This is a genomic window from Vreelandella neptunia, from assembly GCF_034479615.1.
Lineage (GTDB): Bacteria > Pseudomonadota > Gammaproteobacteria > Pseudomonadales > Halomonadaceae > Vreelandella > Vreelandella neptunia.
The window spans coordinates 2,233,874-2,255,192 of record NZ_CP140255.1 but is presented as its reverse complement, the minus strand read 5'-3'; the positions used below and the strand labels follow the sequence as shown (position 1 = coordinate 2,255,192).

The 21,319-nt window shown below is 54.9% G+C and carries 19 protein-coding genes; 17 read left to right on the top strand and 2 right to left on the bottom strand.

Annotation, left to right across the window (positions count from 1 at the left end; translation table 11 throughout):
* The first annotated feature begins 34 nt into the window (after positions 1 to 34).
* The 12 genes from aspS to SR894_RS10395 all read left to right on the top strand — a co-directional run bounded on the left by aspS (position 35) and on the right by SR894_RS10395 (position 10,628).
* A complete protein-coding gene (gene aspS, locus SR894_RS10450; protein ID WP_133732522.1) occupies positions 35 to 1,816 on the top strand; it encodes an aspartate--tRNA ligase in 1,782 nt (593 codons plus the stop codon).
* 79 nt (positions 1,817 to 1,895) lie between these two features.
* Complete coding sequence (gene ruvC / locus SR894_RS10445; RefSeq protein ID WP_208862706.1) at positions 1,896 to 2,459, top strand: crossover junction endodeoxyribonuclease RuvC; 564 nt, start codon at positions 1,896 to 1,898, stop codon at positions 2,457 to 2,459.
* A 105-nt stretch (positions 2,460 to 2,564) separates the two neighbouring features.
* Positions 2,565 to 3,173 carry a Holliday junction branch migration protein RuvA gene (gene ruvA, locus SR894_RS10440; protein WP_133732520.1) on the top strand — a complete coding sequence of 203 codons (609 nt, stop codon included), beginning with the start codon at positions 2,565 to 2,567 and terminating at the stop codon, positions 3,171 to 3,173.
* A gap of 81 nt (positions 3,174 to 3,254) precedes the next feature.
* Positions 3,255 to 4,292, top strand: a complete 1,038-nt coding sequence (gene ruvB / locus SR894_RS10435) for a Holliday junction branch migration DNA helicase RuvB (RefSeq protein ID WP_088701469.1) — start codon at positions 3,255 to 3,257, stop codon at positions 4,290 to 4,292.
* Positions 4,289 to 4,702 carry a tol-pal system-associated acyl-CoA thioesterase gene (gene ybgC, locus SR894_RS10430; RefSeq protein ID WP_273190464.1) on the top strand — a complete coding sequence of 138 codons (414 nt, stop codon included), beginning with the start codon at positions 4,289 to 4,291 and terminating at the stop codon, positions 4,700 to 4,702. Before ruvB ends, ybgC begins: the two co-directional genes overlap by 4 nt.
* 58 nt (positions 4,703 to 4,760) lie before the next feature.
* Entirely contained in the window at positions 4,761 to 5,456 is a 696-nt protein-coding gene (tolQ, locus tag SR894_RS10425; RefSeq protein WP_007114222.1) for a protein TolQ, read from the top strand.
* Positions 5,457 to 5,467: 11 nt separating this feature from the next.
* The gene (tolR, locus tag SR894_RS10420) at positions 5,468 to 5,905 is read left to right on the top strand and encodes a protein TolR (protein ID WP_133732519.1); all 438 of its coding nucleotides are present in this window, start codon (positions 5,468 to 5,470) and stop codon (positions 5,903 to 5,905) included.
* Positions 5,906 to 5,921: 16 nt separating this feature from the next.
* Complete coding sequence (gene tolA / locus SR894_RS10415) at positions 5,922 to 7,088, top strand: cell envelope integrity protein TolA (protein ID WP_227405205.1); 1,167 nt, start codon at positions 5,922 to 5,924, stop codon at positions 7,086 to 7,088.
* Complete coding sequence (tolB, locus tag SR894_RS10410; protein ID WP_133732518.1) at positions 7,088 to 8,374, top strand: Tol-Pal system beta propeller repeat protein TolB; 1,287 nt, start codon at positions 7,088 to 7,090, stop codon at positions 8,372 to 8,374. The genes tolA and tolB overlap by 1 nt, the downstream gene beginning before the upstream one ends.
* A gap of 53 nt (positions 8,375 to 8,427) precedes the next feature.
* Complete coding sequence (gene pal / locus SR894_RS10405) at positions 8,428 to 8,967, top strand: peptidoglycan-associated lipoprotein Pal (RefSeq protein ID WP_009286695.1); 540 nt, start codon at positions 8,428 to 8,430, stop codon at positions 8,965 to 8,967.
* Between the two features lie 80 nt (positions 8,968 to 9,047).
* On the top strand, positions 9,048 to 9,842 hold the full coding sequence (ybgF, locus tag SR894_RS10400) for a tol-pal system protein YbgF (protein ID WP_133732517.1): 795 nt from the start codon (positions 9,048 to 9,050) through the stop codon (positions 9,840 to 9,842).
* Between the two features lie 24 nt (positions 9,843 to 9,866).
* Positions 9,867 to 10,628: a YciK family oxidoreductase gene (locus tag SR894_RS10395; RefSeq protein WP_133732516.1), complete on the top strand. Its 762-nt coding sequence runs from the start codon at positions 9,867 to 9,869 to the stop codon at positions 10,626 to 10,628.
* Positions 10,629 to 10,691: 63 nt separating this feature from the next.
* Here the strand turns inward: SR894_RS10395 and SR894_RS10390 are convergent, their stop codons facing one another.
* Together SR894_RS10390 and ubiG are read right to left on the bottom strand one after the other, a co-directional pair.
* Positions 10,692 to 11,360, bottom strand: coding sequence for an HAD-IA family hydrolase (locus SR894_RS10390; protein ID WP_133732515.1), 669 nt, complete (start codon positions 11,358 to 11,360; stop codon positions 10,692 to 10,694).
* Positions 11,361 to 12,104, bottom strand: coding sequence for a bifunctional 2-polyprenyl-6-hydroxyphenol methylase/3-demethylubiquinol 3-O-methyltransferase UbiG (gene ubiG, locus SR894_RS10385; protein ID WP_133732514.1), 744 nt, complete (start codon positions 12,102 to 12,104; stop codon positions 11,361 to 11,363).
* A gap of 171 nt (positions 12,105 to 12,275) precedes the next feature.
* Here ubiG and galU point away from each other — a divergent pair, with 171 nt between their 5' ends.
* From galU to tamB, 5 genes are all read left to right on the top strand, one after another.
* Positions 12,276 to 13,166, top strand: coding sequence for a UTP--glucose-1-phosphate uridylyltransferase GalU (gene galU / locus SR894_RS10380; protein WP_133732513.1), 891 nt, complete (start codon positions 12,276 to 12,278; stop codon positions 13,164 to 13,166).
* Positions 13,167 to 13,169: 3 nt separating this feature from the next.
* The gene (locus SR894_RS10375; protein WP_133732512.1) at positions 13,170 to 14,462 is read left to right on the top strand and encodes a nucleotide sugar dehydrogenase; all 1,293 of its coding nucleotides are present in this window, start codon (positions 13,170 to 13,172) and stop codon (positions 14,460 to 14,462) included.
* A 9-nt stretch (positions 14,463 to 14,471) separates the two neighbouring features.
* The gene (locus SR894_RS10370) at positions 14,472 to 15,293 is read left to right on the top strand and encodes a hypothetical protein (protein WP_133732511.1); all 822 of its coding nucleotides are present in this window, start codon (positions 14,472 to 14,474) and stop codon (positions 15,291 to 15,293) included.
* Between the two features lie 104 nt (positions 15,294 to 15,397).
* Positions 15,398 to 17,251 carry an autotransporter assembly complex protein TamA gene (tamA, locus tag SR894_RS10365; RefSeq protein ID WP_133732510.1) on the top strand — a complete coding sequence of 618 codons (1,854 nt, stop codon included), beginning with the start codon at positions 15,398 to 15,400 and terminating at the stop codon, positions 17,249 to 17,251.
* Between the two features lie 9 nt (positions 17,252 to 17,260).
* Positions 17,261 to 21,313 (top strand): autotransporter assembly complex protein TamB, encoded by a 4,053-nt coding sequence (tamB, locus tag SR894_RS10360; RefSeq protein WP_133732509.1) that lies wholly within the window; start codon positions 17,261 to 17,263, stop codon positions 21,311 to 21,313.
* The last annotated feature ends 6 nt before the right edge of the window (positions 21,314 to 21,319 follow it).

Genomic DNA, 21,319 nt, shown 5'->3' with positions numbered 1-21,319 from the left:
ACACTCATTGCCACGTAACAGAACAGGATTTGACATGCGCAGCCATTATTGCGGCCAGCTAAACGAAACTTTGGTGGATCAAACGGTTACGGTATGCGGATGGGTTCATCGCCGCCGTGACCACGGTGGGGTAATTTTCCTCGATATGCGCGATCGCGACGGCATCGCTCAGTTCGTGGTTGACCCTGATACCGCCGAGGCATTCGCTAATGCCGACCGTGCCCGCAGTGAATTCGTCCTGCGTATTACTGGTCGCGTTCGGCTGCGCCCAGAAGGCACCCAAAACGCCAACATGCCGACGGGTATGATTGAAGTGTTGGCAAAAGATGTTGAAGTGCTCAATACCGCCGTTACCCCGCCATTTCAGCTGGATGAGCATGGCAAAGTTGGCGAAGAGGTGCGCTTAAAGCACCGCTACATCGATCTGCGTCGTCCGGATATGATCGAGAAGCTGCGTCTGCGCTCGCGTATTTCGCATAACGTGCGCGCGTACCTCGAAAACCAGGGTTTCCTGGACATCGAAACGCCGGTGCTCACCCGCGCAACACCTGAAGGTGCGCGTGATTACCTGGTGCCTAGCCGTACCCACGCGGGTAGTTTCTTTGCACTGCCTCAGTCGCCGCAGCTGTTTAAGCAGCTGTTGATGGTGGCGGGTTTTGACCGCTATTACCAAATTGCCAAGTGTTTCCGCGATGAAGATTTGCGCGCCGACCGTCAGCCTGAGTTCACCCAGATTGATATCGAGGCGTCGTTTGTGGAAGAGAACGACATCATGGGCATTACCGAAGCCATGATTCGTCAGCTATTCCAAGAAGTGCTGAAGGTAGAGTTGCCAGAATTTCCGCGCATGACCTGGCAGGAGGCGATGGATCGTTTCGGTTCCGATAAGCCTGATCTGCGTATCCCGCTGGAACTGACCGATGTCGATGACCTGATGCAGCAGGTTAACTTCAACGTCTTCTCTGGCCCCGCCAAGGCTGATGATGGTCGCGTCGCGGCACTGAAAGTACCCGGTGGCGCCAAGCTGTCGCGCAAAGAGATCGACGAATATACCAAGTTTGTCGGCATCTACGGCGCCAAAGGTTTGGCGTGGATCAAGGTCAACGAGCGCGCCAAAGGGCTTGAAGGTCTGCAGTCTCCGATCGTCAAGTTTATGGAAAACATCGTTGAAGAGCTGCTCGACCGCGTGGGCGCAGAAGATGGTGACATCATCTTCTTCGGTGCCGATAAAGCGCGAATCGTTAACGAAGCCATTGGCGCGCTGCGCGTCAAGCTCGGTGCTGACCTGGAACTCTATACTCAAGAGTGGGCGCCACTGTGGGTAGTCGACTTCCCAATGTTTGAAGCCGACGACAACGGCCGCCTTAGCCCACTGCACCACCCCTTTACCGCGCCTTCCTGCACACCGGAAGAGCTCAAGGCCGATCCTGCCAACGCGCTTTCACGCGCTTACGATATGGTGCTCAACGGTACCGAATTGGGCGGCGGCTCTATTCGTATCCACGATCAGACCATGCAGAGCACGGTGTTTGAGATTCTAGGCATTGGTGAAGAAGAAGCCCAAGAGAAATTTGGCTTCCTGCTGGATGCACTGCAGTACGGTGCGCCGCCTCATGGTGGCTTAGCCTTTGGCTTGGATCGCTTGGTCATGCTGATGGTTGGTGCCAAGACTATTCGTGAAGTCATCGCCTTCCCGAAAACCCAAAGCGCTGCCTGTTTGATGACCAATGCACCGGGCGAAGTCAGCCCCGAGCAGTTGAAAGATTTGAACATCCGTCTACGTCAGAAAGTCAAAGCGGAACCCGCCGCCGAATAAATCGGTTTGGATGGCTGCTCAACACCGACGCCGTGGCGTCGGTGTTTTTGTATGTTCTAGTCACACGAGTATCGACGCCATGGAAGAGCAAAAGTCCGTCGTACCCATTCGCATTTTGGGCATAGACCCTGGCTCCCGGGTAACCGGTTACGGGGTGATCGATATTATTGGCGTTAAACCTTGCTACGTAGCGAGTGGCTGTATCCGCACGGCAGAAGGGGCCTTGGAGCAGCGCTTGGCGCAAATTTACGCCGGCCTTAGCGAAGTCGTCGGCCTGCATCGACCCTGCCAGGTGGCCATTGAGCGGGTCTTTATGGCCAAAAACCCCGATTCAGCGCTGAAGCTGGGCCAGGCTCGGGGGGCGGCAATGGTGTGTATGGCCAATCATGGCTTAAGCCTTGCCGAATACGCCGCGCGGCAGATAAAGCAGGCGGTGACTGGCCAGGGCGGCGCGGATAAAGAGCAGGTGCAGCATATGGTGACAGCAATTCTGCAGCTCTCTGCTACCCCACAAGCTGACGCCGCCGACGCGTTAGCCATTGCGTTAACCCATGCTTATAACGGCTCTGTGTTTAGCAGCCATGGCTTGCCCGCCGCGCCATCTCGGGGCCGCCGTCGCTCAACTGGACGCTGGCGGCTTTAATTCCCGCTGTGCCGGTGGCTGAACTACTGGTCACCTGTACAGAGTCGCTTTATAGTAATCACCTGTTTTTCACTCTATTTTTTTCATTCCGGTGCGAGCGTATTTATGATTGGACGTCTGAGTGGTCAGCTAGTGGCAAAGCAACCTCCCTGGATTGTGATCGACGTTCATGGCGTAGGTTACGAACTGGAAACCTCAATGAATACGCTGGTCGCACTTCCGGCGATTAACGAGAGCGTCTCATTATTTACCCATTTAACCATTCGTGATGACGCCCACTTACTTTATGGCTTCGGCCGTGAGCATGAACGTGCTTTGTTCCGTGCCTTGATCAAAGTCAATGGCGTAGGGCCCAAGCTTGCACTAGCCATCCTGTCGGGCATGGACGAAGACGCCTTTATGCGCTGCGTCCGTGACGACGACAGCAAGGCGCTGACATCACTGCCAGGGGTGGGCAAGAAAACTGCTGAGCGGCTGATTATTGAAATGCGCGACCGTTTCCCCGAGTGGGAAGATGGCAGCAACGCGCTACTACCCCTTGAGGCCACCAATGGCCGTGCTTCTGCCCGCGATAGTCTTGCCGATGCGGAAGCCGCGTTAGTCAGCTTGGGGTATAAACTGACTGAGGCCTCGAAAATGCTCGCCGATATCGATCCCAACCAGTCTACCGAAGCGCTTATTAAAGCCGCGCTCACCCAACGCATGAGTGGTTAGAACGGAATAAATAACAAATTGCGGGTAGCGGATAGAGCTTTGTGAATAGACCTTTTTGAATTGCCATAAAGAAGAGCACCTATGTTAGAACACGATCGGCTGATCGCCGCTGAACCTGAACAGGGAGAGGGGCGCATTGATTACGCGATTCGCCCCAAGCGGCTGGATGACTATATTGGCCAGCCGCGTGTGCGTGAACAGCTGGAAATCTTTATCGGCGCCGCACGGCTGCGTGAAGAGAGCCTGGATCACACTCTGGTATTTGGCCCCCCGGGGTTAGGTAAAACGACCCTCGCGCATATTATTGCCACCGAGATGGGCGTCGGTATGAAGTCGACTTCCGGGCCGGTACTCGAGCGGGCAGGCGATCTAGCCGCCATGCTGACTAATTTAGAGCCTGGCGACGTACTCTTTATCGATGAAATTCATCGCCTGTCGCCGGTGGTAGAGGAAGTGCTCTACCCGGCCATGGAAGATTTTCAGCTCGACATCATGATTGGTGAAGGGCCTGCGGCGCGTTCGATTAAACTGGATCTTCCGCGCTTCACCCTGGTAGGTGCTACTACTCGGGCAGGGTTATTGACCTCCCCGCTGCGCGATCGGTTTGGTATCGTGCAACGGCTTGAGTTTTATAACCTGGAAGAGCTAACAGAAATTGTCTCGCGCTCGGCGCGCTTGTTAGGCGTTGAAACCAGCCACGATGGCGCTATTGAAGTAGCCAGACGTTCACGTGGTACGCCGCGGATTGCCAACCGATTGCTGCGCCGGGTGCGGGATTACGCCGAAATGAAAGGCAACGGCGTCGTCGATGTTGCCATGGCTGATGCGGCACTCAATATGCTCAATGTGGATCATCATGGTTTGGATCATATGGATCGACGGCTACTGTTGGCCATGATAGATAAATTTGACGGTGGACCGGTGGGCATTGATTCACTTGCCGCGGCGATCAGTGAAGAGCGTGACACGATCGAAGATGTTATTGAGCCCTATCTGATTCAGCAGGGCTTAATGATGCGTACACCCCGTGGCCGTGTGGTCACTCGCCAGGCGTGGCTACACTTCGAACGCGTGCCTCACGAACAGGCAACCGATATGGAAGGAGAGCGCCGTCCGTGAGTGGTTATATAAGCGAGGGCTATCGCCTGCAACTGCGCGTTTATATGGAAGATACTGACGCAGGCGGCATTGTCTACTACGTTAACTACTTGAAGTTTATGGAGCGTGCGCGTAGCGAATGGCTCCGCCAGTTGGGCCTGAATCAGCAAACGCTGCTAGACGAAGGTACACAGCTAGTGGTATACCGCTTGGCCTGTCATTACGCGAAACCGGCTTGCTTGGATGACGCGTTGGAAATTAGTGCTCACGTTACCGACGTGGGGCGCTGTCGGATGACGTTTGAACAGCAGGTTTGGCGTGATAAGGAACTCTTATGCTCTGCCACAGTCGAGATAGCCTGCTTGAGCGCCGAGCGCTTACGGCCAAAAGCATGGCCTGCATCGCTTAAAGTTTTGACCCAGGCCTCTTAACCAAGAGGTCACTCACTGCGTCGGCAATCCCGACCCTAATAGATTGATGAGGGCACCTGTGAACGATAACACCATGTCCATTCCCCATTTGATAATGAATGCCAGTACGGTAGTGCAACTGGTAATGCTACTGCTGCTGGTGGGGTCGATCCTCTCTTGGGTAGTGATTTTTCAGCGCAGTATTGCGCTGGGCCGTGCCAAGAAAGAGTACAACCAATTTGAGGAGTCTTTTTGGTCAGGTGTCGACTTAAATGAGCTCTACCGTGAGATTCCCGCCGATGACCCGCGCCACGGCGCCGAGCATATTTTTCAAGCCGGTTTTCGCGAATTTAACCGTTTGATGCCTAAAACCCGCGACCCGGATACCGTGCTGGAAGGTGTTCAGCGCAGCATGCGCGTAGCGTGGTCTCGGGAAGAGGATCGCTTAACCCAGCATTTAGTGTTTCTTGCCACGGTAGCCTCAGCTAGCCCCTATATCGGCTTGTTCGGCACCGTATGGGGCATTATGGGGTCGTTTCAGGCACTCTCTCTGACCCAGCAGGCAACCCTTGCTACGGTGGCTCCCTGGATTGCTGAAGCGCTCATTGCCACAGCCATGGGGCTATTTGCGGCGATTCCGGCGGTGATTTTCTATAACCGCTTATCCAACTCGTCTTCTCGCCTGCTGGGCAAATATGAAGACTTTGCCGAAGAGTTTCACGCTATCCTGCACCGCAATTTGCAAGGTCGTGACGGCAAACCGAGCGCCAGCTAAGGGAGAGAGCCATGCAAGGACCATTCAATCGTAGCGGTAAAAGCAAGCCGATGGGGGAGATTAACGTCGTCCCTTTCATTGACGTCATGCTGGTACTGCTGGTGGTCTTTATGATCACCGCGCCCATGTTGACCCAGGGCGTACAAGTTGAGTTGCCGCAAGTCACCTCTCAGCCCATTGAAACCCAGGAGGATAATGATCCCATTATTATCTCCGTTGATAGCGACGGCGGGTACTTCATCACTCTGGGGGAAGATTCAACGTCGGTGTCGCTGGATGAAATGTCCTCAAGAGTGACAACGATTTTAGAGCGTCGTCCCGGGACACCGGTGATGGTACGCGGCGACCGTAATGTGGCCTACGGCCAGATTGTCGTCTTAATGAGTACCCTGCAAGGCGCCGGTGTGGCTAATGTGGGGCTGCTTTCTGAGCCGCCAAAAGATGGGTAAGGGCAAGGCGCAGCGCATGGCACAGAAATCCCCACGCGACCCTCAAGATGTTGGCTATAAGTGGCCGACTATCCTGGCGATTGGCGTGCATCTGGCAATTGTAGCGTTTAGCTTGATCAGCCTGCCTAGTCGAAACGCCGAACCTGACAGCTCCTCCATCGTGCAGGCAACGTTGGTAAGTACCGAAACGTTTACCAATCAGGCACAGCAGTCAACAGAAGAGCAGGCGGCGATGAATGCGCCCGCCGAAGCCCCTACCGAGCCGGAGGCACCGGAAGAGCCTTCAGCCAGTGAAGAGCAGGCCGCAGCCGAGCAGCAAGCCGCCGAAGAGGCCGCCCAGCAGGCGGCGGAAGCGGAAGCACAGGCGTTAGAAGAAGCGCGCGCGGCCGCTGAGGCTGAGGCTCAGCGCAGAGCTGAAGAAGCGGCTGAGCAGGCCGAACAGCAGGCGGCCGAAGCAGCTGAACGTGAAGCCGAAGCGGAAGCTGCCGCAGAGCGTCAGCGTGAAGTGGAAGAGGCACAGCGCCAGCAGGAAGCCGCCGAGCAGCAGCAACGCGAAGAGGCAGAAGCAGAACGCCAGCGCGAAGCCGAAGAACAGCAGCGCCGTGAAGCGGAAGAAGCCGAGCGTCAGCGCGAAGCTGAAGAGCAGCAGCGCCGCGAAGAGGAGGAGGCTGAACGCCAACGCGAAGCTGAAGAGCAGCGATTGCGTGAGCAAGAGGAGGCTCAGCGAGAACGAGAGGCCGAAGCGCAGCGCCAGCGTGAAGCAGAAGAGCAGCAGCGTCGTGAAGCAGAAGCTGAGCGCCAACGCGAAGCAGCGGAGGCTGCCGAGGCGGCTATGCAGCGCCAACTGGCCGGAGAGGCCGAAGCGGCTGCCAATGCCCAGCAGGCGGAGCAAGCGGCCAATAGCTTTATCAACATTGTTCGTCGTGCTGTAGAACAGGCGTGGGTGATCCCGCCCGGTGCAAGTGATGCGATGAGTGCTACCCTACAGGTACGGCTAGGGCCTTCAGGAGAGTTGTTGGCAACGTCGATTGTGACATCAAGCGGCGATAGTGCTTTTGACCGGTCTGTAATGCAGGCCGTGGAACATGCTGCACCGTTTGGTGAATTGCGAGATTTGCCAGTCGATCAGCAGCGTAATTTACGTCAGTTTAATCTGCGATTTACCCCGGGGGATGTTCGCTGATGCAAAGTTTGAGCAAAGTATGGTTGTTCTGTCTTCTGCTGCTAGTTAGCAGTGTGGCAAGTGCTAACTTAACCATTGAGATAACGCGGGGCAGCGATCAAGCGCTGCCGATTGGTGTCGTGCCGTTTGCCGGTTCAGACGGCTTACCCGAAGATGTCGCACAGATTGTTCAGGATGACCTTGAACGCAGTGGCTATTTTGCTCCCTTAGCACGCAATGCTATGTTTGAGCAGCCTAGCCAATCTGACGATGTGCAGTTTGGTACCTGGCGTTCGTTGGATGTGCGCTATCTAGTTGTCGGCCAGGCACGACAAACTGACGGCGGCTTTGAACTACAGTTTGAACTGATGGATATCAGCGGTCAGCGCCGAATGATCGGTGAAACCGTAACGGTTCGAGGGGATGATCTACGCGGTGCTGCACACTATATCAGCGATCAAATTTTTGAAGAGATTACTGATATCCGCGGCGCGTTCTCTACCAAAATTGCTTATGTAACGGCCCAAGGTATCGGTGACGATATGCAGTTTGGTCTGTACGTTGCAGATGCCGATGGCCGCCGTAGTGAGCAGGTGTTGACCTCTGATGAACCAATCATGTCACCGGCGTGGTCACCCGACGGTAGCAAGCTCGCCTATGTCTCCTTTGAGACGGAGCGTCCAGCGATTTATATTCAGGATGTAGCGACGGGCCAGCGCGTACAAGCGACCTCCTTCGATGGCATTAACGGCGCACCAGCATGGTCACCGGACGGGCGGCGTATCGCCATGTCACTGTCTAAAGATGGCCAGCCTGAAATTTACATTATGGATGTTGGCAGCCGTTCCGTAGAGCGCATCACTAACAATAACAGTATCGATACTGAGCCCGCATGGGCGCCGGATGGTCAAAGCCTGCTGTTTACCTCTGACCGTAGCGGTGGCCCTCAGCTTTATCAGTATTCGTTGGGTGGCGGTGAGGCCGAACGGCTTACCTTTACCGGTAATTACAATGCGCGTGGCCGCTTCTCGCCGGATGGCGAGCAGATATTTTTGATCCATCGCTCTAGCCGTGGTTATCAAGTAGCAAGGCAAGACCTAAGCGGCGACCGCTTAGTGGTATTAAGTGAATCAACAAGAGATGAATCTCCTAGTGTTGCGCCGAACGGGACCATGGTAATCTTCGCTACCCAACAGGGTAACAGTGGGGTGCTAAGTGCTGTTTCTGCCGATGGCCGCTCTTCATTCAGGCTGCCGTCAGCACAAGGCGATGTTCGTGATCCAGCTTGGTCACCCTTCTTAAATTGATCAACTCAATTGATTAACATCGAAATTTTTGTTTTCAGGCAAGGAGTCTGATTATGCAACTTAAACCGTTGGCTCGCTCATTAGCAGCAGCGCTATCTATCGTGGTAATCGCTGGCTGTTCCAGCACCGGCGGAACCCAAGACGGTGACTCGTACGGTAGCCAGGATGGCAGCACGACTGGGTCTAGCACCTCGGGTACAGGCACGGGTAGTCAGTATGGTTCCACCTCTGGTTCAGGCGCTGGTCAGCAGGCTGATTCACGCATCCCAGAAGTACGCACCATCTATTTCGATTACGACCGCGATACGATTAAGAGCGAGTACGAATCCGTGGTAATGGCTCATGCGCGCTATCTGCGTGCTAACCCGAACGCTCAAGTGGTACTCCACGGACATACCGATGAACGTGGTACCCGTGAATACAACATGGCGCTAGGTGAGCGTCGTGCGAATGCGGTAGAACGCTTCCTGAATATTCAGGGTGTTTCGCCATCGCAAATGAGCGTTGTAAGCTATGGTGAAGAGCGTCCGGCCGTCAATGGTCAAGACGAGAGCGCCTACGCTCAGAACCGTCGTGTTGTATTTAACTACTGAGCATTTAACGATTGAATGCTTAACCACTGATGAATTCGGCGTGCGGCTTATCGCACGCCGTTTACGTCTACGGAGTCATCATGAATCACAGTCTCAAGCGTTACGTTGAGAGGCTGTGCGGTGCGGGAGCCATAGTGCTCCCGCTGTCCGTATTGCCCCTAACGGCCACCGCTCAACAGCCGCTCGTTCAAGATCTTTCCGACTCTTCCAATAGCAGCTTTTACCAACAAACGCAGCGCCAGGAAGCGTCCAGCGGTAACCTGGTGTTGTTTAACCAAGTCCAGGAGCACCAGCAGGAGATCCAGCAACTGCGTGGCCAAATTGAAGAGCTACGCCACCAGTTGGAACAACTGCGTCGTCAATCCCAACAGCAGTATCTCGATATTGAAGACCGCCTGATGAGCAGCGGCCCAACTCAGATTGAGCAGTCAACGCCCGCGGTAGAGCCAGAAGCCGCAGAGGAAGTTGTCAACGCGCCTTCGAGTCGCAATGTTAGTGAGGACGCCCAGGCGGATTACCAAGCGGCTTTTGCGCATGTTCAAGCACGCCGTTTTGATGAAGCGATTGCGGCCTTTGAGGCCTTTGTTAGCGACCATCCTGACACTAGTCTAACGGCTAATGGTCATTACTGGCTGGGCGAGCTATATGCTGCAGAAGGCGAGCTGGATGCTGCCGACCAGGCATTTAGCCGAGTGATCGAGGAGTACAGCGGCAGCAGTAAAGTGCCGGATGCAATCTATAAGCTAGGCTTAGTGAAAGCGCGTAAAGGGGAAGCAGAGCGCAGCCGTGAGCTACTCGAGCAAGTGCGTGATGACTACCCGCAAAGCAGCGCCGCGGGTCTTGCCAATGACTTTTTACGCCAATCAGCAAGTTAATATTTTTTGCTTCAAGGAATCAGCATGAGCTGCAAGATCGACTATCAACCAGCGCCCAACCTATTGGAAAATCGCATCGTGTTGGTAACCGGCGCAGGGGACGGAATTGGCCGTGCGGCAGCGCTGAGCTATGCCCAACACGGAGCCACCGTGATTCTATTGGGGCGCACCATTGCCAAGTTAGAGCGCGTTTACGATGAAATCGAAGCGGCTGGCGGCCCCCAGCCAGCGATTTTTCCGCTCAACTTTGAAGGCGCTACGCTAAAAGATTTTCATGATATGGCGGAAACGCTGGATAAAGAGTTTGGCCGTTTGGACGGAGTGTTGCATAACGCCGGGCTGTTGGGTCGCATCACGCCTTTCGAGCAGTATAACCCTGAGCTTTGGCAGCAGGTAATGCAGGTGAATATCAATGGTCCCATCTGGATGACTCAGGCGCTATTGCCTCTGTTGCAAGCGTCTGATGATGCGTCGGTTATTTTCACCTCCTCCAGCGTTGGCCGCAAAGGCCGTGCCTATTGGGGGGCGTACTCGGTCTCTAAGTTTGCTACCGAAGGATTTGTCGAGGTGTTGGCCGACGAATTGGATACCCAATCCACGGTACGCGTTAATTCACTCAACCCGGGTGCCACACGCACTCAAATGAGGCGTACCGCGTTCCCCGGTGAGGATCCCTTCACACTGCGCACCCCGGAAGACATCATGCCTACCTACTTATGGCTTATGGGGCCAGACAGTGCAGGCACCAACGGTCAAAAGCTCGACGCCCAGCCTCCACGGGTATAGCGCGTACTTTTAACTCACTATTAGCACGTCGATGCCCGCCGGTACTTACGCTTGTAATTCTCGCTAGCGTTTGAAACCGTTCAGGGCATCGACCAGCGCGTGACACTCTTCGAACCATAAGTCAGCAGGCCACCGCTGATAGTCGTCCTCTTCGCTAATATAGCCGTAGCCAACGGCCACGGCCGTCATCCCCGCGGCGACGGCGGCTTCGATATCCCGAGCATGGTCGCCGATATACCAGCACTGACCCGGCTCAACGCCTAGCCGCCGGGCAGCTTCCCAGAGTGGTTCAGGGGCTGGCTTTTTAACACTCAGGTCATCTGCACATAGCAGTGCGCCCGGCTGAAGCGCCAATGCGTCCAACAACGGTAGCGTATAGCGACGTGGTTTATTGGTCACAATCCCCCAGGGCCGTTGGTCGCCATGCCACGCTTTCAGCCATACATCGAGTGGCGAGAAAACCCGGCTGTGTACGGCGACCGCCTCCTCATAGGCATCAAGCAGAAACTGACGCGCTTGGGTATGGCCATCCGCTGTGACTTCTAACCCCAGTGCCAGGGTTACCAGCGCACTACCGCCGTTAGAGACCTGACGACGGATCACTTCAAAAGGGAGTGGGTCTAAACCATGGTGCATACGTAGGGCATTGGTTGCTTGGGCTAAGTCTGGAGCGGTATCGACCAGGGTGCCATCTAGATCGAAGAGAATCGCTTGGGGCGCTAGCATCGGCATTTAATCGCTCACCTTGCGGCAGTACATCATGTAGTTGACCGAAACATCATGGCTTACCAAACGATAGTGTCGGGTTAGCGGGTTGTAAGTAAGCCCCGTCTGCTCACGCACTTCTAAGCCACAGTCGCGAGACCAAGCGGCCATTTCTGAAGGGCGAATAAATTTCGCGTAGTTATGCGTACCCCGAGGTAGCAGTCTAAGCACGTACTCGGCGCCTAGAATGGCAAATGCATATGCCTTGGCGGTGCGATTCAGCGTAGAGAAAAACACATAGCCACCTGGGCGAACCAGGGCGCTGCAGGCACGAATGACGGAGGCGGGGTCGGGTACGTGCTCAAGCATTTCCATGCAGGTCACCGCATCGTAAAAACCGGGCTTTTGAGCCGCCATGGCTTCCACACTGATGTGCTGATAATCGACCTCGACACCGCGATCTTCCGCATGCAGCCTAGCGACCGCTAAAGGTGCTTCACCGAGATCAATACCGGTTACTTTAGCCCCGCGGTTGGCCATGGATTCGCTCAAAATACCGCCGCCACAGCCCACATCCAGCACCTTTTTCCCTGCTAAGCCCGCTCGCGCATCGATAAAATCGAGCCGCAAGGGGTTAATCTCGTGAAGTGGTTTAAATTCACCCTGTGGATCCCACCAGCGGCTAGCAAGCGCTTCAAATTTGGCGACTTCCGCTGCATCGACATTGCCTTGATAGTGACCAGCAGTGCTATCCTGTGATGTCGCTTGCATGTTGTGACTCCCGTTGTCGTTGATCATTAAGCAAAAAAATGTCGCTTAATCACCGGTTATTATCTACTTGTGCTCATTATCGTCGATTGGCGAGGTGGCATCCATCCACGCCTTCAGTATTATGGACATTCTAACCACTCCTATGTCGGAACGCATGAAAAGGACCCATATATGATTCGCAAGGCCGTACTTCCTGTTGCTGGGTTTGGCACCCGCTGCTTGCCGGCTTCGAAGGCTATTCCCAAGGAGATGATTACGATTGTCGATAGGCCGGTTATTCAATATGTGGTCGAAGAAGCCATTGCCGCGGGTATTCGTGAGATTGTGCTGGTCACCAGTAGTAATAAGAGCGCTATTGAAAACCACTTTGACACCCACGCTGAGCTAGAAGCCAGTCTGGAAGCGAAAGGTAAGCACGAGCTTTTGACGATGCTACGCAACTTGGTGCCTGATGATGTCAGTATTATCAGTATTCGTCAGGGAGTTCCGCTGGGGCTAGGCCATGCGGTGCTATGCGCTCGCCCGATCATTGGCGACGATGAGCCTTTCGCTGTGCTGCTTCCCGATGTGCTGGTGGACAACAGCGCCAACCAGTCGACCGACTTGGCCGGCATGTTGGCAGCTTATGATCAACAGCAAACGGCGCAGCTAATGGTAGAAGAGGTGGCTTGGGAGCAAGTCGAGAAGTATGGCATTGTGGCTCCCGCTGGCGATGTGCCCGCGCCTAACCAATCGGCAGATCTTGTGGGAATGGTGGAGAAGCCGAAACGTGATGCAGCGCCTTCAAACCTGGCCGTGATTGGTCGCTACGCGCTGCCCGGTCATATTTTCTCCATTTTAGAAACCACCAAACCCGGTGCCGGTGGCGAAATTCAGCTCACTGATGCGCTAGAGACCCTGCGCGAACAGTCGGGGGTGCAGGCATACCGTATGCAGGGCACGACCTACGATTGTGGTCAGCCGCTGGGTTATCTTGAAGCCACGCTTGCCTACGCGCGCCGTCATCCTGAGTTTGGCGAGAATTTTAAAGCCTTGCTATCACGTTACCATCAGGGAGAGTAACCCATGCGGGTGTTGCTTTATGGTAGCGAATTGAGCGCAGCAACGGCCGCCGCTGCGTTGGCCTCGGTAGGGCATCAGGTGCAGTGGTTACCGCACGCTGACGCCCCTTGGTCAGCACTTTCCCGGGTGGATTGGCTTCGCAGTGAACCGCAACTGCTGGTTCATTTGGAGCACGGGCTGGCGGATGGGACGCTGCAGATCATTGAACAGCTTAAAGAGGCGCACACGCCTGAAGTGATTTGGTTGGCATTATCTCCTGCGCAGCGTAGTTCAGCCACGGCGCTGGTTGAAGACCCGCTACTGGTTGATCAGCAGGGCATAGTGCTTATCAATAACTCTACGTTTCCGGTCGGCGAGACCGAACGCCTGCATGCGCTGATAGGCGTGCAGCATACCAGCGTGGCGCTCCCTGATACGTTGGAAGAGGGACGGGCATGGGAGTCGTTTACCCGTCCCACTAGGCGGCTGCTAGGTTGCGATGATGCCACTGGTGAGCAGGTGACTAGGGAGCTATTGCGTGCCTTTAATCGCCGCAGCGAAGTATTTCAGTGTATGCCGCGCCGTGCTGCTGAGCTCACCAAACTGGCTATTAACGGCATGCTGGCTACGCGTATCAGTTATATGAATGAAATCGCTGGCTTGGCTGATACCCTGGGGGTGGATGTTGAGCATGTCCGACAGGGAATGGGCGCTGACTCACGGATAGGGTTTGAGTATCTCTACCCCGGATGTGGATTTGGCGGGCCTAACTTCTCTCGTGATTTGATGCGCTTGGCCGATGTGCAACTGCAAAGCGGTCGTTATTCAGCACTGCTTGAGCAGGTGATGGATATTAACGAGCAGAAGAAAGAGACCCTATTTCGCAAACTGTGGGCGCACTTTTCCGGTGAACTGGCGGGTAAAACCGTGGCGATATGGGGCGCGGCGTTTAAGCCTGGCACAGCACGTATTGACCATGCTCCGGTATTAACGCTGCTGGAGGCGCTCTGGGCGCAGGGAGTTAAGGTGCAGCTCCACGACCCAGCGGCAGTGCCTGCACTTCACGCCTTGGTAGGCGAGCGTGACGACCTGCGCACCTATACGCATGACCCCTACCAAGCCTGCGAGGGGGCTGATCTGCTGATGCTGGTAACTGAATGGAAAACGTATTGGAACCCGGACTGGCACCGACTCGGCTCGCTTTTAAACGCTAAGCTCGTACTAGATGGACGCAATATTTACGACCCTGAGTTCGTTGCCAGCTGTGGATTAATGTACCGAGGTATTGGCCGTCGTGCCGACCCGAAGACTCTTTGAGGAAATGTCATGCCAGACGCCACCGCATCCTCTCGTATTGTGCCCGATGTGGATCAAAGCTTGACGGCGCAACACTTGCGCCACCGAAAGGGGCCCACGCTATGGCCACTATGGCTATGTTTGCTACTGATCATTGCGCTTATGGGCGCGGCTGCGGCTGGACTTTGGTACGAACGTGAACGACTGTTAGATGAGCTTCACCGGGTGAGTGGGGAAGTCTCCAATGTGCATGCTCGGTTGGATTCGGATGACACTGACGTACAAGATACGATAACCTTTGTACAAGCTCAGATGTCGACGCTTTTCCAAGAGCAGGAGCAACTGTCAATGTCTTTAGCCGCTACTCGAGAAGAGTTATACGGCTTTCTCACTTCTAGCGAGGATACGGTCTCTAGTGATTCCATCAACACACTGTTGCAGCAGTTGTCTCAGCTTAAAGAGCAAGCCGAACTGCGCGACAGTCAATTATTGGCGATGCGGGAATCGCTTGACGCCTTGGAACAAACGGGTTCCTCGGGTCGTCAAAATCTTGTTGAAGAAGTCTCCCATCTGGAGCAACTGACCGAACGGCGCATCGATAGCCTGGATAGTCAGCTCAACAGTGTCAGTAGCGCTTGGGAAGAGCAGTTGTCGGCGCAAAGAGCAGCGTTCGAGGAGCGCTTTGATGAGCTGGAAACATCCGTTGCAGAGATAGAAGCGCCTGCAGATCAAGCAGCCTTGGAAGCATTGGAGCAGGAGTGGTCTCAACGGCTGAATTCGCTGGAAAGCGATGTGCGCCAGGTACGTCAGGCGCAGCTTGCCTTCAGTGCTCAGTTAGAAATGCTGCGTTAATAAGGCGCGTCGGAAGTATGAGTGTGATTGCTTAATCTTTAACATGCTAATGCGTTGAAATGCTTAGGCGATGAAGCCGCTGATTTAGGTTGGGATAAAAATGTATGGGAAGACAACGGCGATGGACATCAGCCACAAAGCGCACCTTTACGGTTGTGCTACCGCTGTTATGCGTATCACCTAGCGCATGGGCATTAGAAGCGACTGTTACGGGTGTTTCCGATGAGGTCGAAGGCAATATTCAAGCCTACTTACAGAATATCGAGGCAGCAGAATATACTGAGGTGCGTTTAGAGGGCGAGATCCGTCGGCGCACCGAAGAAGCAATGCGTGTTTACGGCTATTACGAGCCCGAGGTATCCCTTGAACGTGCCACTGATGAGCGTGTGTGGCTGGAAATTGAGCCCGGCCCTCAGGTTGAAATTGAAATTCTGTCAATTAATGTGAAAGGCGATGCGAGTGAAGATCCGCCTTTCCAAGAGGCCATAGAAGACTTTCCCCTGGAAGAAGGGGATGTGTTGAGACATGCTCCCTGGGATCGATTAAGCAGCCAGTTTTCGGGATTGGCCATTGAGCGCGGTTACTTTGATTGGGGATTTACCGATCGACGCATGGAAGTGCGTCCATATCTACAAAGCGCGCGTCTGTATATGGATTTTGACAGTGGTCCCCGCTACCAATTTGGTGAATCTTCCATTACCGGCAGCCATATTGAGCTTGATCGGTTGCGTCGCATGCAGCCTTTTGAGCAGGGTGACCCCTATTTAGCGCAAACCCTGGCAGACTATAACCAATCGCTTGCAGAAACCGGCTGGTTCAGCTCGGTCTCGGTGCGTCCGCGCCTTGAAACTGCTCAAGAATTAACTATCGCCCCCTCTGGTGGTGGTTCCCCCTGGTGGAGTGAAGCCACTGCATCGCAGCCTGAGCGTCCGAGAGTCACCAGTGCGGCTTTGGCCAGCGCGCTGAGTCTTAATAAGCCCAGTGATACACAGCTACCTATCGACGTCAGTGTTGAACCCGCTGATCGTCACCAGTTTGAAGTAGGTATTGGTTATGCCACCGATGTAGGGCCGCGGTTACGATTTGGCTGGGAACAGCCGTGGATCAACCGCTATGGTCATAGCCTTGATCATGACCTTTATTTATCAGCCCCGGAGCAGCGTTTTACCGGCGTGTATAACGTGCCTCTCGAGGATCCACTGCGCGATAGCTATCGGCTTCAATACGGTATTCGTAATATCGATGATAGCGATACCCAGTCGCTAGAAGGCACCGTCGAACTGGCCCGGCGATGGGAGTTTGATAACGACTGGGTGCAAACAGTTTACTTCCGCACTACTTATGAGGATTTCGAACAGGGTGGTGAGGCGGATCAAGTATGGCTGTTCTATCCAGGTATTCAGTGGTCACGCACGCGGACACGTCCTCAGCGCTTTCCATTATGGGGTGATCGCCAGCAGCTCTCGTTAGAGTATTCGGATACTGTGTGGGGTTCGGATGCGACGTTCGCGCGTATCACGGGGGATACGGAGTGGATCCGCATGATTGGCAACGATAACCGCTTCTTGGCACGTATTAGTTTAGGTGCCATTGAAACCGATGATTTTGCCAAAATACCGCCATCGCTGCGCTTTTTTGCGGGTGGCGACCGCAGTGTGCGTGGTTATTCCTATGAGAGCTTATCTCCCCGCAACGCCGAGGGCCGACTGCGCGGGGGGCAGCAAATGCTTACCTCGACCCTGGAGTATCAGCGTCGCGTGACCGGAGATTGGTGGGGAGCCACTTTTATAGATAACGGCGATGCGTTTGATAACTGGGGGCCCAATGATTTGAAAACGGGCGCCGGGGCCGGGGTACGCTGGGTCTCGCCGGTGGGGCCAATTCGTTTTGACATTGCCCACCCCTTTGACAGTGAGGACGATTGGCGTTTGCACTTTTCTATCGGACCGGAATTCTAGGAGAGAGACTTGTCTCAGGTTGAACCAGCTACGTCTGATAAGCGCCGTATGTTGTCTCCAAAGTATCGCGCATGGCTACTGTTCTGGAGCCTTGTGCGTCTTGTGATCGTGTTGCCTATTTGGCTGTTCGGTATTGTGGCGCTGATTGTCGGGGTGGCGTTATCGCCCTGGGGCACTGGGGTGCTGCTCTCGCAGGGGGAGCAGCGCGATTTTTTCTCCTACGCGCATCATGAAGGTGGCTTGCTCGACCATTTTCAGCTCGAAAATTTCCAGCTACAGCTGGGCGAAACCCGTATAACCGTGGATGAGTTCGAACTCCAATGGGCAGATGACTGTGTTCTGTCAGGGCGCTTATGCATCGATACACTGCGTGTGGTGGGCGCCGACATCCAGCTAGGCCCATCCAATGAGCAAGCGCCACCTCCCGAAGAGGAAGGGAGCCCGCTGGCTATTCGTTTTCCCTTTCCCATCGAACTACGTTCGCTGCTGTTGGACGATGTTAACCTCAGACTTGCGGATGGTACCGAAGTAGCGTGGCGCTCATTAAGCTCGGCGGCCACTGCAGAAGGAAGCACAGTACGCCTCTCGCCAACCCACTTGGAGCAGCCCCGTGTCTATTTGCCACCCTCGTCGGGCGTTCTGCTAACCCAGGGCATTGAAACGCCGCTTTATGCTGAAGCCATAGATGCCGCTATCTTGCTCAACCAGCCACCCCAAGAAGCTGTGGCGTCGGTGGAATCGCCGGAGCAGCAGCTTGAAGAACGCGAGCGCCTGGAGCTACCGGAGGTCACGCTGCCGGTTGATATCCAGATACCTGAATTCACGCTCAATGATTTTCAACTGGAAGGGGTCGCCGAGTACCGCGTTGAGCGGCTGCGGCTTGGGTTGTTAACCGAAGGTAATAACGTCGAAGTCACCGAGCTTTCTGTTATTACCCCGGATGCTGAGGCTGAACTAACCGCGAACGCCACTTTAAACGGCAACTACCCACTCGAAGCTCGCTTAGACGTCGAACTGTTTTTAGCTGAGATATACCCTGAGCTAAATGGCGAATCTTTAACCTTAACGCTGTCTGGCCCACTGGATGCGCTTGAAGCGCAGTTGGACGCTTCCGGCGCGGTCAATGCGTCCTTGAGGGGACAAGTGGACACGCTTGCCCCGACGCTGCCTTTTCAACTCCAACTGCAAAGTGACCAAATACAGTGGCCTTTACCTGCCAGCGCAGATGAGAGTAGCAATGAGAGCGTCGATGACAGCACTGAAGAAGAGACAACCGAAGCCTATATAGTCGATGACTTGGATCTACAGGTAACCGGCAGCCTGAGCGATTATAGTGCTCAATTGGCTCTGGCGGTTGAGGGCCCAAGCCTGCCACGCACTCAACTTAACGTGACAGGTGAGGGCGATCTCGAGCAGTTTAGCTGGCAACCGCTCACCCTGGCAGTCGACGAAAGCTCCCTGCGTAGCGAAGGCAACATCAGTTGGGTTGCTCCGCTACAGGTCAACACCACTATTCGCCTGGATCAGTTTAACCCTGCCCACTTCGTGGATCAGCTGGAAGGTAATTTAAACGGCGACATCGAGCTTACGCTGCGTCAGCAAGAGGATCAGTGGGCGGTTAGCGTGCCCAACTTAGCGATTGACGGCGAACTGCGCGACTACCCGCTAACCCTGCAAGCGGCCTTTGATGCTAACAGCAACCTGGAACTGGAGATTGAAGAACTGCTGTTTACCCAGGGGGAGAATCGCTTAACAGCAGAGGGGCAAATTAGCGAACAGGCCATGTCGTTAAACGCGAACATTGCACTACGCCAGTTGCAAACGCTTTCGCCAGACTTGGCGGGCACTATCGTGGGTACGCTAGAGGCCAGCGGCAGTTTTAATCAGCCGCAATTACTCGCCAATTTACAAGGTGACGGCGTGCGCTTTGGCCAGAATCGTATTGAACGGCTTGCCCTAGATGCTGATGTACAGGGCATCGAGGATCCCACCCTCGACGTACAGCTGAGGCTACAAAACATCAATGCTGGGGGGCAGGCTCTTGCAAACATTGAGGCCAATTTGGCCGGGCGCCTCTCCGAACATCAGCTTGAGCTGACCGCCCAGGGCACAGACAACAGTGCTTTAAGCCGTGCGCTGATTGCCCTGGAAGGCCGCTTTGATCAGCAAGGCCAACTTTACCAAGCCCGCGTAACGCCACTGGAAGTTGATTCTGAGGCGGGGGATATTCGTCTTGAGGCGCCCCTGGACTTTCGCTACAACCTAGCCGATGGTCAGGCGCGCCTCTCGCCGTTCTGCCTGCGCCGGGAGCAAGGTGGATTAGTCTGTTCCGAAGAGGAAATCACGGCCTCTGCGCAACAGGGCAACGCCGTGCTTTCGGTACGTGAAGTGCCAATGGAAATGCTGGAGCCCTTTTTGCCTGAAGAGTGGCAGTTAGAGGGGGATACAACCGCGGATCTTGTTGCCAACTGGCGTCAAGGGGGTGCCCAGTGGCAGGCAGATCTTCAAATTCTTAGCGAACTCGCCATTACTGCCGTTAATGATTATGGCCAGCCGGTGCAACTGCCAGAAGTCAGTTTAGACGCCCAGATCGAGGCCAACCAAGCCCAGGCGGATGCCAATGTGTCGCTTTCGCTTGCCGAATCGGGCGATATCAACTTAGACCTGGCGGTCAATGATCCCTTGGGGGCCGGTACGTTAACTGGCGAGCTGCGCGCAGAAGGTGTTTCGCTGCAACCCTATCGACCCATGTTGGTCGGAATGGAGCGACTGGAGGGCGATTTATCGGGCAGCGTCCAAATTACCGGCACCACGTCTGCACCTGACTTACGGGGCCAGCTTGGACTGCGCGGCATAGGGGTAAGTGGCCCGGATATTCCTGTCGATATTCAGGGCGGCGAACTGGTGGTCTCTTTTGACGGTGAGCAGGGAGATATTGACGGCTACCTGGCTGCTGAGCGCGGGCGTTTGGAAATTACCGGTGATGCTTATTGGCCAAGCGGCGATGATTGGCGGATTGGCGTCGATCTAAATGCTGTTCAGGAGCCTATCCTGGTCGTTATGCCCCAGTTTGGGCGTCTTGAGGTAGCGCCTGATATTCGTATCCGGGTCACGCCGGAAAGGCTGCAAGTGAGGGGGGATGTGAATTTACCCTGGGCACGGCTTGAAATTGGCGATATGCCCTCATCGGCAGTCACCCCAAGTAGCGATGAAGTGATCATTACCGAGCGCGACGATCGCCAGGCCGAAATTGAGGCTCAGCGAGCGGCTGCCAATGAGGATGGCCCAAGTGCCGCGGACGAGCTTGCCGCCACCGGTATGGCCATTGACGTACTGGTGACCTTAACGCTGGGCAGCGATATGCAAATTTCAGCCTACGGCCTGGAATCTGGCTTGGGAGGCGCGCTGGAAATTCGCCAAAGCAGCGGCGCGTTACAGCTGTTTGGCGACGTTAATTTGGTCGATGGTCGTTTCCAAGCGTTCGGCCAAGACCTGGTTATTCGCCGCGGTGAACTGCTGTTTAGTGGCCCGCCTGGTCTACCCACGCTCGACTTCGAGGCCATACGCAACCCTGAAGTTACCGAAGATGACGTAATTGCGGGCTTGCGGGTAACAGGCAGCGCCGAATCTCCGAACGTACGGATATTTTCTGAACCGGCAATGGATGAATCCCGTGCGCTCTCATACCTGTTACGGGGTCGCGCACCTGATGCTTCTGGGGGCGGTGTGGATAGCGCACTAACTACCGCGCTGATAGGCATGTCGCTAGGGCGCACCGGCGGGGCGGTGGGTTCCATTGGTGAAGCGTTCGGCATTGATGACTTAACGCTGGACACCACGGGCGCTGGCGACGATAGCCAAGTCGCTGTCAGTGGCCAGCTTACCGACGATCTTAGGATTAGTTACGGGGTGGGAATTTTCTCGCCGATTGCCGAACTAACACTACGCTACACGCTGTGGCGTAACCTTTATGTACAGGCCGTCTCGGGTACCAATCAAGCGGTGGATTTAATCTACACCTTTACCCGTTCCGGTAATCCTGAAATCATTCAGCAGCAATAAGTGAGG